Here is a 13854-nt window from a genome sequence, read left to right on the forward strand (position 1 = left end):
GTTAGCGGTCCACGTCTGACATAACAAAATCGATACTACCGAGGTAAACGATCAGATCGGATACCAGGCTGCCACGAATCACCGAAGGAATCTGCTGCAAATGCGGGAAACTCGGTGTGCGCACGCGTGTGCGATAGCTCATGGTGCTGCCATCGCTGGTCAGGTAGTAACTGTTGATACCTTTGGTCGCTTCAATCATCTGGAAAGATTCCTGAGCCGGCATAACCGGTCCCCAGGAAACCTGCAGGAAGTGAGTGATCAAGGTTTCGATATGCTGCAAAGTGCGTTCTTTCGGCGGCGGCGTTGTCAGCGGATGATCGGCCTTATACGGGCCTTCCGGCATGTTGTTAAGGCACTGTTCGAGAATGCGCAGACTCTGGCGCATCTCTTCCATTTTCAACATAACGCGGCTGTAAGCATCGCTGATGCCATCACCAACGGGCACTTCAAAATCGAAGTTTTCATAACCTGAATACGGGCGCCATTTGCGCACGTCAAAATCCAGGCCAGTGGCGCGCAGTCCGGCGCCGGTGGTGCCCCAGGCCAGCGCCTCTTCCAGGTTATATGCCGCCACGCCTTTTGAACGCCCAATCAGCACGGTGTTTTTCAGCGCAGCCTTGGTGTATTCGTCCAGTCGTTTCGGCAACCAGTTAATGAAGTCGCGCAACAGGCGCTCCCAACCTTTTGGCAGATCGTGAGCTACGCCGCCAATACGGAACCAGGCAGGATGCATGCGGAATCCAGTGATAGCTTCCACCACGTCATAAATTTTCTGGCGATCGGTAAAGGCAAAAAACACCGGTGTCATAGCACCGACGTCCTGAATAAAGGTCGAAATGTAGAGAAGATGGCTGTTAATACGGAACAGCTCTGAAAGCATCACGCGGATAACGTCAACGCGATGTGGAACGGTGATGCCAGCCAGCTTTTCTACAGCCAGCACATACGGCAATTCGTTAACACAGCCACCCAAGTATTCGATGCGGTCGGTATAAGGAATGTAGCTATGCCAGGACTGACGCTCGCCCATCTTTTCGGCACCGCGATGGTGATAACCGATGTCAGGCACGCAGTCGACGATCTCTTCACCGTCCAGCTGCATGATGATGCGGAACGCACCGTGCGCAGAAGGATGGTTAGGACCAAGGTTCAGGAACATGAAATCCTGGTTTTCTGTGCCGCGCTTCATGCCCCAATCTTCAGGCTTGAAGGTCAGCGCTTCCATTTCGAGATCTTCTTTCTGCTTGGTCAGTGTAAACGGATCAAACTCGGTGGCGCGTGCCGGATAATCTTTACGCAGCGGATGCCCTTCCCAGGTCGACGGCATCATGATGCGGGTAAGATGCGGATGGCCATCGAAGGTGATACCAAACATTTCCCAGGTTTCACGCTCGTACCAGTTGGCATTAGCGAAAATTTTGGTCAGCGTCGGCAGGTGTAGATCGGTTTCCGCCAGCGCCACTTTCAACATGATGTCGCGGTTACGATCGATCGACAGCAGATGATAGAAAACGGAGAAGTCAGCCGCTGGCAAACCTGCGCGATGCGTACGCAGACGCTCATCCACGCCATGCAGGTCATACAGCATGACGTAAGGTTTTGGCAGCTTGCGCAGGAAGGTGATGATATCCAGCAGCTGTTCACGCTTAACCCAAACCACCGGAATGCCGGTGCGAGTGGCCTGAACGGTAAAGGCATCCGGCCCAAAGCGGTTATGTAACTCGCCGATCACTGGATCATCCAGATGCTCACGGGTTTGCCATGCTGGCTGAGCGAGATCGTGCGCGGTTGAATCTGTCATAGTTTACTCACCATTCTGGCCTGAAATCAGGCGCGCAGTAGAAGGCGTCAGGATGGGCATTGCGCATTAATTGGTTTTGATCGTGCGCACTGCAGCAGGCCATCCATTAACTGTTTGCTTAAACTTCGTCTGGAGAACGCAGGTTAGTGACCGCGATGCGCTCGCCACGTTTTCTCTCGCGTTCCGACTGCATATTGGCGCGATAGACGCCCTGATCGCCAACCACCCAGGAAAGGGGGCGACGCTCTTTGCCGATGGATTCCTGCAGCAACAGCAACGCCTGCATATAGGCTTCAGGACGCGGCGGGCAGCCAGGAATGTACACATCGACCGGCAGGAACTTGTCCACGCCCTGCACCACGGAGTAGATGTCATACATGCCGCCGGAGTTAGCACAGGCACCCATGGAGATCACCCATTTCGGTTCCAGCATCTGGTCATATAAACGCTGAATAACCGGCGCCATTTTAGTAAATGGCGTACCGGCGATGACCATAAAGTCAGCCTGACGTGGCGAGGCGCGTAGTACTTCAGCACCAAAACGTGCAACGTCATGCACCGCGGTAAATGAGGTGGTCATTTCCACGTAGCAGCAGGAAAGGCCAAAGTTATAAGGCCAAAGGGAGTTTTTACGGCCCCAGTTGACCATATCGTGCAGCGCATGTTCCAGTTTGCCCATATAGACACTGCGGTGAACATGCTGCTCAAGAGGATCGGCGACAGTTTCCTGTTTTTGCAGGGGGTAACGGTCATTGTCTCCACCGTTAGGGTCGACGCGGGTGAGCGTATAGTCCATCAGAATGCCTCGCTGTTACTGCTTATGAGGATTGGTGTGAGTGGCGATGTCAGTTTTGACTACAACACGACGACGTGCAGGAGCCCAATCCAGAGCACCAATGCGCACCAGATAAACCAAACCAGCCAGCAGCACCAAAATGAAAATGGCGGCTTCTATAAAGCCTACCCAGCCGCTTTCACGAATCGAAACCGACCAGGCGTAAAGATAGAGTGCTTCAACATCGAAAATCACAAAGAACATCGCAACCAGATAAAATTTGGCTGAAAGACGTATATGTGTGGTTCCAACGGGATCGATGCCGGACTCAAAAGGTGTGTTTTTGTACCTTGCGCGGGCTTTTCCGCCCAAAAGCCATCCGCCCGCTAACATAAAGGCGCACAAACCGAATGCGATGACGACAAATACCGCAAATGCCCAATGATGGGTGATAACTTCAGTGGTTGTTGACATACTCATTGCTTACTCATCAAAAGTGGCGCTGATTTCTGCCGCGAAAAGGCAGCCAAAATGCCATATCGATTCAAGGGAAGGATAAAAACCTCATAATTTTTGCTGTCATTGACCTATAAGCAGCAATTTTATGGGGTTTTTTACTCCTTTCAATAACCTTTTGTCAACTTTGACAAAAGTAACAGTACATTATTTTACACCCGTAGCATTTTATTAACATATGATGCTCGCTTTTTAAGCTAAATCGCTTCAGTTAGTGGGGTTAATATAAGTGTAGCGGTTATTCACAGCGGCGGAGCGCACAATTAACAAACATATTTTGGCAGGTATTGTCCGCTTTTCCTGCACCTTATTGGGGGTATTTTTATGATCCAGAGCACACTTTTAGGCTTTATGAAGCAAAATTGTGCAGGCGGTCACGGCGAAAGCGGAAAAATGATGGCGTCAGGTCATTATGAGCATGCTGATACTATTTCATTTATAACAGTAAGCATGATTTACATAAACTTAGGTGCCAGAGCGAGAGAAACGATGGAAAACCATCAGAAAAAGGGCAAAAAAAAAGCCTTACGTCCGGATAAGCGGGCGTAAGGCCTGATATTCACAATTACTTGTCACAATCCGCCATTAGAGATGTGTTTTAATGGCGTGTTTTAGTGAATTTACTCTTCGTCATCCAGCAGAACGGCATCATCGCCACTCAGTGCAAGATTGTAAGGGTCGTTGGTCGATTCCATGGCATTAAAAATAGCCAGCGCCAGCTCGTTTTCGCTGTCAGGATTACGACACAGCAAATATTGCGTATCGGGCAGTACCGGCAGGCCTTCTGCCGCACCCATAACACGCAGTTCCGGGCTCATCATTTCAACCGGACGTGCGGTCACGCCAAGTCCCGCTTTTACTGCCGCACGCACCGCTGCCAGCGTTGAGGCAACGTAAGAGATGCGCCACGGAATACCGGCCTCGTTCAGATGATCGATAGCCATATCGCGGTACGGGCTTGGTTCATCCAGCAAAACCAATGGAATCGCTTCGCCGCGCTGGAAGATATAGTCGGCCGCGCAATACCATAAGGTTGGCGAGGTACGCAAAACCTGATAGGTAAAGTTGCCTGGGCTGGAGGTGGTAACAACCAGATCGACTTCGCCCTGGTTCAGCATCTCCATCATGAACGGGTTACGTTTCACGCGAACATCGATAGCCAACTTAGGATAGACCGACGTCACGCGGTTTAATAAGAATGGCAGGATGGTATCGGAGGTGTCATCGGAAGCACCGATGGTTAGCACGCCCTGAATGTTGCTGTACATCAGCGACGTACAGGCTTCGTCATTAAAGCGCAGAATTTTTCGGGCATAACCCAGCAGCTGAATACCGTGTTCGGTAAGCAGCTTGTTACGGCCATGTCTGGCAAACAGCTCTTTGCCGACCAGCTGCTCAAGGCGCTGCATCTGTTGGCTGACGGCAGATTGCGTTCTGCAGACCGCAGCAGCGGCGGCGGCAAACGTATTCAAATCTGCTACGGCAACAAAGGTTCTCAGCAGATCGAGATCTAGATTGAGTATCGGACGATTTGCGTTAGTCATATTTTTCTTCACTTATAAGTTTTTTAGTACTGCTACCCTGGTGTTATTGCTCAGCCTGCAAAAGACAGGCCGAAACAATTCGCAATGTCTACATGTGGTGCTCTGACGGTACATCATCTTGCCTGAGGCTACGGGCTGATCATCGCGATGAAGTCAGCGATTTCAACACACGCGATCGCCCGTATTAATGCAAAACAGATGACGCTAAGGCATTCAGGCAGTTAAATTCATTGCAGGATGCTGCGTCATAACAGAAGCCTTCAGCCGCATGACAAGATGCCGCGAAGATAAATGAGACCAGAGTGGTCTCTAATGGTCGTCCCAGACACGTTTTAAAACGCGTTAAATAATAAATTATACTTAATCATTTTGACAATCAAATCGCATTTTTTTTTGCACATCAGCGCAGCAATCTCTGTTATTTACGCGGTTGTGACAAGCAGTAAGGCGATGAATGACTTTTTTCGCTTCTGTAAATTAGTCACCTGGCTTGTTTACAATTACAGATAAAAACCGTGCTGTTGAGAAGCACGATGCCACAACAAGCCAGGCGGCAAAGCGTGTTTGGAGCTTCGTTTTTCGCCATGTGCGCGCCGACTCAGACGCCCTACCCCGCACGCGATCGTCGCCACGCATGATAATTAACCATTTTTATCAGAATTACTTAACAGTTTACCGACGCGTTTATTACCTGTTGATGCAATTCGTTCACAGGCTGTCGTCACAGCGGCCACTGGTAAGCCAGCTTTACAGCGGCAAACTGCCTTTAGTGCATTACGCTGAAATAAAATAAAAAGGCAGCGATATATCCTGGTGATTTTCACCGTTCGCGACTGCCGTGCCAGCATTGCGCGTTATTCTTCTCATTCACGCCAAAACATGTGGTCGGCCTTCTCTAAGTGCAGGCACAGGAGTAAATTGAGCGGGTTTGGTTTCCACGGCAGGAACGATGTTCCGCCAGTTAAGGCGAGAGTAATGAATTTTCAAATTGATAAATCCGGCAAGCTTGATGGCGTGTGTTATGACATTCGCGGCCCTGTTCTGAAAGAGGCAAAGCGTCTTGAAGAGGAAGGGAATAAAGTTCTCAAGCTGAATATCGGCAATCCTGCGCCATTCGGCTTCGAAGCGCCGGATGAAATCCTTGTCGATGTGATCCGCAACCTGCCCAGCGCACAAGGCTACTGCGATTCAAAAGGCCTCTACTCTGCACGTAAAGCGATCGTGCAGCACTATCAGGCGCGCGATATGCGTGACATGACGGTAGAAGATGTCTACATCGGCAATGGCGTATCAGAGCTAATTGTCCAGTCGATGCAGGCACTGCTGAATATGGGCGATGAAATGCTGGTTCCGGCGCCTGACTATCCGCTCTGGACCGCCGCAGTTTCTTTGTCGAGCGGTAAAGCTGTGCATTATCTCTGCGACGAACAACAGGGCTGGTTCCCTGACCTCGACGATATTCGCAGCAAAATCACTCCGCGCACCCGCGGCATTGTGATCATCAATCCCAATAACCCTACCGGTGCGGTATACAGCAAAGAGCTGCTGATGGAAGTGGTTGAAATCGCCCGCCAGCATAATTTGATCATTTTCGCCGATGAGATTTACGACAAAATTCTGTATGACGATGCGCAGCACCATTCTATCGCTGCACTGGCACCAGATTTGCTGACCCTGACCTTTAACGGCCTCTCCAAGACTTACCGTGTAGCGGGTTTCCGTCAGGGTTGGATGGTGTTAAACGGCCCGAAAAAGCATGCCAAAGGCTACATTGAAGGGCTGGAAATGCTGGCGTCGATGCGTCTCTGCGCTAACGTCCCGGCACAGCATGCCATTCAGACGGCGCTGGGCGGTTATCAAAGTATCAGCGAGTTTATCGTGCCGGGTGGACGGCTCTATGAACAGCGCCAGCGTGCCTGGGAGATGATCAACGATATTCCCGGCGTGAGCTGCGTGAAGCCTCAGGGCGCGCTGTACATGTTTCCGCGCATTGATGCTAAAAAATTCAACCTTCATGATGATCAGAAAATGGTGCTGGATTTCCTGCTGCAGCAGAAAGTGCTGTTGGTTCAGGGAACCGCGTTCAACTGGCCGTGGCCCGATCACGTCCGTATTGTCACCCTGCCCCGCGTGGATGAACTGGAGATGGCCATCGGCAAATTTGGCCGCTTCCTGGAAAACTATCGTCAATAAGTCCGCGTGATATACTCTTTCAGCTTCGGGGAGCGACTCGCTTTGCTCCCCGTCGTCTGAACTCAAAGGATGTTTATCATGCAGCAAAGCCATTTTTTCGCCCATCTGTCCCGACTAAAACTGATTAACCGCTGGCCGCTAATGCGCAACGTGCGCACAGAAAACGTTTCTGAGCACAGCCTGCAGGTTGCCATGGTCGCACACGCTCTGGCCCTGATTAAAAATATGAAGTTTGGCGGTCAGCTCAACGCGGAACGCATCGCGTTGATGGCGATCTACCATGATGCCAGCGAAGTGCTGACCGGCGATCTGCCCACGCCCGTGAAGTATTACAACGAGCAGATTGCCCACGAATATAAAAAGATTGAAAAGATTGCCCAGCAAAAGCTGATAGAAATGTTGCCGGAAGAGCTACAGGAAGCCTGGCGTCCATTTCTGGACGAGCATGCGCATTCGGAAGAGGAGACCGCGATAGTCAAGCAGGCAGACGCGCTCTGCGCCTACCTGAAATGTCTTGAAGAGCTGTCGGCGGGTAATAATGAATTTCGCTTAGCCAAAGCGCGCCTGGAGAAAACCCTTCATCAGCGTCGTAGCCCGGAGATGGACTACTTTATGGCGGTTTTTGTGCCCAGCTTTACCCTGTCACTTGATGAAATCTCACAGGATTCCCCTTTGTAAACCGGGCGTCCGCGGCTTAGTGCTTTCTGAACACGTCAATCGTACCGTCATCATTTTTGCTGACGATCAGCTCTTCCAGCGAGGTGAGTTGCATAGCAACCTCATTCAGCCGCGCAGCATCCGCCGGCGCATTCACCGCAACAACGTGCGCGCCTGCGGCCAAACCGGAAAGGATTCCGGCTGGCGCATCTTCCACCACCACACACTCTTCAGAGTCGAGTTCCAGCAGTTGCGCCCCTAACAGATAGGCATCCGGCTCGGGCTTACCACGGCTGACACGTTCGGCGGTGACAAAGATTTCTGGCTCCGGCAATCCGGCTGCTTTGTGGCGCGCGCTGGCGACCGGTTTTGAACCCGAAGTCACGATGGCCCAGGGAATCTGCAATTCGTTCAGCGTAGCCAGTAATTGTTGTGCTCCTGGCAGCGCACGTACGCCTTCAGTATCTTCGGCTTCGCGGCTTTCCAGCAGCAGGAATTCATGTTGAATAGCTTCTTCAGGCTGACCCGCCATAAAGTGACGGAGTGAAGTGATTGCCTGTTTGCCATGAATGAAATCGAGGATCTCATCGGCAGCAATGCCGTGACGCTTGCCCCAGTTGGTCCATGCGCGTTCTACAGCAGGTAAAGAATCCACCAGCGTGCCGTCTAAATCGAACAGAAAACCTCTACACTTCACAAGCCGTTCCTTCTTTCAGGTTGATAATGACCCGCACATTGAACCGCGCCTGACCCGCTTTGTGCAAACCTAATTGGTTCCGCAGATCTGCGCTATGTTCAGCACAGCCAAAAGCACAGGGCGCTGAAATTCTCTTTCAGCGCCCTGTAGACCAATTGCCACTAAGAAACAAGCGGAATCAAAGGTCGTCTAAAAAGGTTTTATCCAGCTGATTAAACGCGCGTTTTAATACGTCAGCCAGTGCCTGATAGGTTGGTTTGCCCTCAACCGGCGCAATCGCCTGCCCTGCTTCCTGCAATTTACCCCGCACCTCATGAAACCAGTGCAGCAGCGTAGGTGGCAACGGCGTTACCGAGCGTTTACCCAGCCACCACAATCCCTGCATTGGCAGGCTACAGGCAAAAATAGCCGTGGCGACCGCCGGACCGAGTTGACCGCCCAGCGCAATTTGCCAGGTGAGCGTAAAGATTGCCAGCGGCGGCATAAAGCGAATGGCAAATCGAGTAGCGTTACTGACGCGATTTTCCGGGAACATCGGTGCCAGCCGCTTATCTGCAGGCCAGGTTTTCATATAACGCTGACCACGTTGGAAGAGTGAAAACCAACTGATATTGCCTGAATTTTCTGCCATTGCTGACCTCAACTTCTTTGGTAGGGATTAAAATATTTTTATAACCACACAACTTTACGTGACATTCTTCAAAAGATTTTGTTTTTGCTGGTCACTCTCGTTATCCTGAGCGCGGTTATACCCGTACTGAGGTAAGCACCCCCACAAAACAGGGGGTTAAGCCACATTCGGCTAAGCGACTTTCAAATAAATACGTAATTTTGCAATAATTTTTTGATGCGGGCGGAAATTTTGCCGTTGGCATGATGTCAGTCATAAATATTACCGCTGTCATGCGCTACTCTAAAAACCTGATTGCGTTATTTTTAGCCACTTTAAACAAATAGGTACTTCCATGTCGAGTAAGTTAGTTCTGGTTCTGAACTGCGGTAGCTCTTCTCTTAAGTTCGCTATCCTGAATCCTGCTGATGGCGAAGAATATTTATCCGGTCTCGCCGAATGTTTCCATTTACCTGAAGCCCGCATCAAATGGAAGCTGGAAGGCAATAAACAAGAAGCCGCGCTGGGCGCGGGCGCTGCTCACAGTGAAGCCCTGAACTTTATCGTTGACACTATTTTGGCACAAAAACCTGAGATCTCCGCACAAATCACTGCGATAGGCCATCGAATTGTGCACGGCGGCGAAAAATTAACGCACTCAGTGATCATTACTGACGAGGTGGTGCAGGGTATTAAAGATGCCTCTTCTTTTGCGCCTTTGCATAACCCGGCCCATCTGATCGGCATTAATGAAGCGCTGAAAAACTTCCCGCATCTCTCTGATAAAAATGTCGCTGTTTTCGACACCGCTTTCCATCAGACAATGCCTGAAGAGTCCTACCTTTATGCCCTGCCTTACCATCTTTACAAAGAACACGGTGTTCGCCGTTATGGCGCGCACGGCACCAGCCACTTCTATGTTTCGCGCGAAGCGGCAAAAATGCTTAATAAGCCAGTTGAAGAGCTTAACGTAATTACCTGCCATCTTGGTAATGGCGGCTCAGTCTCGGCGATTCGCAACGGCGAATGCGTTGACACTTCAATGGGCTTAACCCCGCTGGAAGGTCTGGTTATGGGCACGCGCAGCGGCGACATCGATCCTGCCATTGTCTTCTTCCTGCACGATACGCTGGGCATGAGCGTAGATGCTATTAACAAGCTGCTGACCAAAGAGTCTGGCCTGCTGGGCCTGACCGAAGTCACCAGCGACTGCCGTTACGTCGAAGATAATTATGCCACCAAAGAAGATGCCAAACGCGCGATGGACGTTTTCTGCCATCGCCTGGCCAAATATATCGGTTCTTACACCGCGCTGATGGAGGGTCGCCTGGATGCGGTGATCTTCACCGGCGGCATCGGTGAAAACGCCGCGCTGGTACGCGAACTGGCCTTAAGCAAGCTGGGCCTGCTAGGCTTTGAGGTGGATCATGAGCGCAACCTGGCCGCGCGCTTCGGCAAGTCCGGCTTTATTAATAAAGAAGGCACCCGCCTCGCCATCGTCATTCCAACCAACGAAGAGTTGGTGATTGCGCAGGATGCCGCGCGCCTTACTGCGTAATATCTTCACTCCGTCAGCTCAGGCTGACGGAATTGTTTTGACCGCTTGCGATACCTGAGAGGTTTCCCGTGTCCCGTACTATTATGCTTATTCCGACCGGCACCAGCGTTGGCCTGACCAGCGTCAGCATCGGCGTCATTCGCGCGATGGAGCGCAAAGGCGTACGCCTCAGCGTGTTTAAACCGATTGCCCAGCCGCGTTCAGGCGGCAACACGCCCGACCAAACCACCACCATTATTCGCAAAAACTCCACGATTCCCGCCGCTGAGCCGCTGCATATGTCACGCGTTGAGTCGCTGCTGGGATCCAATCAGCAGGACGTGCTGATGGAAGAGATCATTGCGCGTTACCATGAAAACACCCAGGATGCCGAAGTGGTGCTGGTGGAAGGCCTGGTCCCGACCCGTAAACACCAGTTCGCCAACGCCCTGAACTATGAAATTGCCAAAACGCTAAACGCTGAAATCGTGTTTGTGATGGCGCTGGGCAATGACTCACCGGCGCAGCTGAAAGAGCGTATTGAGCTCACCCAAAGCAGCTTCGGCGGCAGCAAAAACAAAAACATCACCGGCGTGATTATTAACAAACTCAATGCGCCGGTTGATGAACAGGGCCGCACGCGCCCGGATCTCTCTGAGATTTTCGATGACTCCAACAAAGCCAGCGTCGCCAATATCGATCCTAAACAGCTGTTTGCCAACAGCCCGTTGCCAGTGTTGGGCTGCGTGCCGTGGAGCTTTGAGCTGATCGCGACCCGCGCTATCGATATGTGTCGCCACCTCAATGCTGAGATCGTTAACGAAGGCGAAATCCAGACGCGCCGCGTGAAATCAGTGACCTTCTGCGCGCGCAGCATTCCGCATATGCTGGAGCATTTCCGTCCCGGTTCGCTGCTGGTAACCTCAGCCGATCGCCCTGATGTGCTGGTTGCCGCCTGCCTCGCCGCCATGAACGGCATTGAGATCGGTGCCATCCTGTTGACCGGTGGCTACGATATTGATGCGCGCATCAATCAGCTGTGCGAACGCGCCTTCCAGACCGGTCTGCCGGTCTTTATGGTGAAAACCAACACCTGGCAAACCTCTTTGAGCCTGCAGAGCTTCAATCTGGAAGTGCCCAGCGACGATACCCAGCGTATTGAGCGCGTATCAGAATATGTGGCCAGCCACATCGACGCCGACTGGATTGAGTCGCTGACCGCTGCCTCTGAGCGCAGCCGTCGTCTGTCACCACCGGCCTTCCGTTATCAGCTCACCGAGCTGGCGCGCAAAGCGGGCAAGCGTATCGTTCTGCCTGAAGGTGATGAACCTCGCACCGTTAAGGCAGCCTCAATCTGTGCTGAACGAGGCATCGCCACCTGCGTGCTGCTGGGCAATCCAGAAGAGATCAAACGTGTTGCCGCTGCGCAAGGTGTGGTGCTGAACAGCGGCATTGAAATTATCGATCCGGAAGTAGCGCGTAAAAACTACATTGCGCGCCTGGTCGAACTGCGTAAGAACAAAGGCATGACCGAAGTGGTCGCTGAAGAACAGCTGGAAGACAACGTGGTGCTCGGCACCATGATGCTGGAAGGCGGCGAAGTGGACGGTCTGGTGTCCGGTGCGGTGCATACCACCGCCAATACCATTCGCCCACCGTTGCAGCTGATTAAGACCGCGCCAAACAGCTCGCTGGTCTCATCGGTGTTCTTTATGCTGCTGCCCGAGCAGGTGCTGGTTTACGGCGACTGTGCCATCAATCCCGATCCTGATGCAGAGCAGCTGGCCGAGATCGCCATTCAGTCGGCGGATTCCGCTCAGGCGTTCGGTATCGATCCACGCGTCGCTATGATCTCCTACTCCACCGGTAACTCAGGTGCGGGCAGCGACGTTGAAAAAGTGCGCGAGGCGACCCGTATTGCCCAGGCCAAACGCCCTGATTTGGTGATCGATGGTCCGCTGCAATATGACGCCGCGATCATGGCTGACGTCGCTAAATCGAAGGCGCCTGATTCGCCGGTTGCAGGACGTGCAACGGTATTCATCTTCCCAGATCTGAATACCGGTAACACCACCTACAAAGCGGTTCAGCGTTCAGCCGATCTGATTTCCATTGGCCCTATGCTGCAAGGCATGCGCAAACCGGTTAATGACCTTTCGCGCGGTGCGCTGGTTGATGACATTGTCTATACCATTGCACTCACTGCTATTCAGGCTCAGCAGGCTGAAGATCAGGCGTAACACATTTCTGCAAAAACGGTCGCCTGGCGGCCGTTTTATTTTCTTTTTTTATTGAGCAAAAGTAACCGCTGCGTTTCCCTCCTGAATATATTGATAATTCTTGCCTTAGTACCCTCACACTTTATTTACGCTTCGCTTTTTTTCGATAACTTCTTGTCATTTAGTGGCAAAAGGGCTTATAGCGACTATTCTATTTTTAGCAGTTAAATCAAATTCGCTATGGCAACAGCGTCGTAATGATAAAATAATATGGAGATAGATGAATGCGCGAACCTCATGTTGAAACTCGCACCCCTTATATTGAAAGCCGGGAAGTACCGTTAAAACGTATTTCGTGGAGCGCAGTATTTGCCGGTGTTATTACCTCGCTGGTGATCTATATGCTGCTGGCTATTTTAGGCACGGCTATCGGCACCACCACCATCGACCCACTGAAAGAGCAAAACCCGCTTGATAGCATCGGCTGGGGCGCTGCCATCTGGACCGGTGCCAGCATTCTGATCTCCGTTGCCGTAGGCGCCTATATTTCTGGTCGTCTGGCACAGCGTGAAGGCGCACTGCATGGCCTGCTGATGTTTGGCGTTAATGCGCTGATTTGCGTCTGGCTGGCTGTTGTTGTGGTTAACAGCGCGGTGACTGGTGCAATGAATATTGTCGGCACCGGCCTGCAGGCGGTAGGCAATGGTATCGGCGCGGCGGCACCTTCCGTGACGCAAATGGCGAAAGACAAGCTGAAAGAAAATAACATTAACCTGGATGATTTCCAGAACCAACTGGAAACCACGCTGCGTCAAACAGGCAAGCCAGAATTACAACCTGAAAACCTGGAAAATAAAGCGCAGTCTGAAGCCAATAACGCGCAGAATCAGGCTGAGAAAACCGCAAATAATCCACAAAATGCGGATACTGACCTCACCAACTTTGTTAAAGGCTTAATTGACCGTCATGAAAATACATTCCAGGCCGCGGACCGTGAAGCGCTGAAAAATATTATTAAAGCGCGTACCGGAAAAAGCGATCAGGAAGTGGATCAAATGGTAAATCAGGCTGAGCAGAGCTATCAGCAGGCAGTGCAGAAATACGAAGAACTGAAAAAACAGGCCGAGCAGAAAGCGCGTGAAGCTGCAGATAAAGCTGCCGCTGCTACCGCTAAAGTAAGCTGGTTTGTCTTCTTCATGATGATTATCGAAGCGATTGTTGCCGGTGTGATGGGTATGGTTGGCCGTCGTACGCAGCCTCGTCATCGTGTTGCCGGTGAACGTCACGTTTAACCCACGCGGGTTC

At 51.6% G+C, this 13854-nt stretch carries 12 protein-coding genes; 6 read left to right on the top strand and 6 right to left on the bottom strand.

From position 1 onward, the window contains the following. Nucleotide 1 precedes the first annotated feature (1 nt). The 3 genes from nuoC to EM595_RS12330 form a co-directional block, all read right to left on the bottom strand. Nucleotides 2–1801 carry an NADH-quinone oxidoreductase subunit C/D gene (gene nuoC / locus EM595_RS12320; RefSeq protein ID WP_067432426.1) on the bottom strand — a complete coding sequence of 600 codons (1800 nt, stop codon included), beginning with the start codon at nucleotides 1799–1801 and terminating at the stop codon, nucleotides 2–4. 118 nt (nucleotides 1802–1919) lie between these two features. Next, the gene (locus EM595_RS12325) at nucleotides 1920–2597 is read right to left on the bottom strand and encodes a NuoB/complex I 20 kDa subunit family protein (protein WP_067432429.1); all 678 of its coding nucleotides are present in this window, start codon (nucleotides 2595–2597) and stop codon (nucleotides 1920–1922) included. Nucleotides 2598–2612: 15 nt separating this feature from the next. Next, nucleotides 2613–3056: an NADH-quinone oxidoreductase subunit A gene (locus EM595_RS12330; protein WP_071852517.1), complete on the bottom strand. Its 444-nt coding sequence runs from the start codon at nucleotides 3054–3056 to the stop codon at nucleotides 2613–2615. A 360-nt stretch (nucleotides 3057–3416) separates the two neighbouring features. On the opposite strand from EM595_RS12330, the gene EM595_RS12335 reads away from it, so the two are divergent. Continuing rightward, entirely contained in the window at nucleotides 3417–3641 is a 225-nt protein-coding gene (locus EM595_RS12335) for a hypothetical protein (RefSeq protein ID WP_067432435.1), read from the top strand. 71 nt (nucleotides 3642–3712) lie between these two features. Here EM595_RS12335 and lrhA read toward each other — a convergent pair whose 3' ends face one another. Next, a complete protein-coding gene (gene lrhA / locus EM595_RS12340; RefSeq protein ID WP_067432438.1) occupies nucleotides 3713–4636 on the bottom strand; it encodes a transcriptional regulator LrhA in 924 nt (307 codons plus the stop codon). 975 nt (nucleotides 4637–5611) lie between these two features. Here lrhA and EM595_RS12345 point away from each other — a divergent pair. Next, nucleotides 5612–6829, top strand: a complete 1218-nt coding sequence (locus EM595_RS12345) for a pyridoxal phosphate-dependent aminotransferase (protein WP_067432441.1) — start codon at nucleotides 5612–5614, stop codon at nucleotides 6827–6829. 78 nt (nucleotides 6830–6907) lie between these two features. Beyond that, on the top strand, nucleotides 6908–7507 hold the full coding sequence (gene yfbR / locus EM595_RS12350; protein ID WP_067432444.1) for a 5'-deoxynucleotidase: 600 nt from the start codon (nucleotides 6908–6910) through the stop codon (nucleotides 7505–7507). A gap of 16 nt (nucleotides 7508–7523) precedes the next feature. On the opposite strand, the gene EM595_RS12355 is transcribed toward yfbR, so the two are convergent. Both EM595_RS12355 and yfbV read right to left on the bottom strand, forming a co-directional pair. Beyond that, complete coding sequence (locus EM595_RS12355; RefSeq protein ID WP_067432448.1) at nucleotides 7524–8183, bottom strand: sugar phosphatase; 660 nt, start codon at nucleotides 8181–8183, stop codon at nucleotides 7524–7526. Nucleotides 8184–8361: 178 nt separating this feature from the next. Beyond that, on the bottom strand, nucleotides 8362–8814 hold the full coding sequence (yfbV, locus tag EM595_RS12360) for a terminus macrodomain insulation protein YfbV (protein ID WP_067432451.1): 453 nt from the start codon (nucleotides 8812–8814) through the stop codon (nucleotides 8362–8364). A gap of 334 nt (nucleotides 8815–9148) precedes the next feature. Between yfbV and ackA the strand changes: the two genes are divergently transcribed. The 3 genes from ackA (at nucleotide 9149) to EM595_RS12375 (ending at nucleotide 13841) form a co-directional block, all read left to right on the top strand. Next, entirely contained in the window at nucleotides 9149–10351 is a 1203-nt protein-coding gene (ackA, locus tag EM595_RS12365; protein WP_067432454.1) for an acetate kinase, read from the top strand. A gap of 83 nt (nucleotides 10352–10434) precedes the next feature. Beyond that, complete coding sequence (gene pta, locus EM595_RS12370) at nucleotides 10435–12570, top strand: phosphate acetyltransferase (protein WP_067432457.1); 2136 nt, start codon at nucleotides 10435–10437, stop codon at nucleotides 12568–12570. Nucleotides 12571–12833: 263 nt separating this feature from the next. Further along, nucleotides 12834–13841, top strand: a complete 1008-nt coding sequence (locus EM595_RS12375; RefSeq protein ID WP_067432461.1) for a hypothetical protein — start codon at nucleotides 12834–12836, stop codon at nucleotides 13839–13841. Nucleotides 13842–13854 lie beyond the last annotated feature (13 nt).

The organism is Duffyella gerundensis, assembly GCF_001517405.1.
Taxonomy (GTDB): domain Bacteria; phylum Pseudomonadota; class Gammaproteobacteria; order Enterobacterales; family Enterobacteriaceae; genus Duffyella; species Duffyella gerundensis.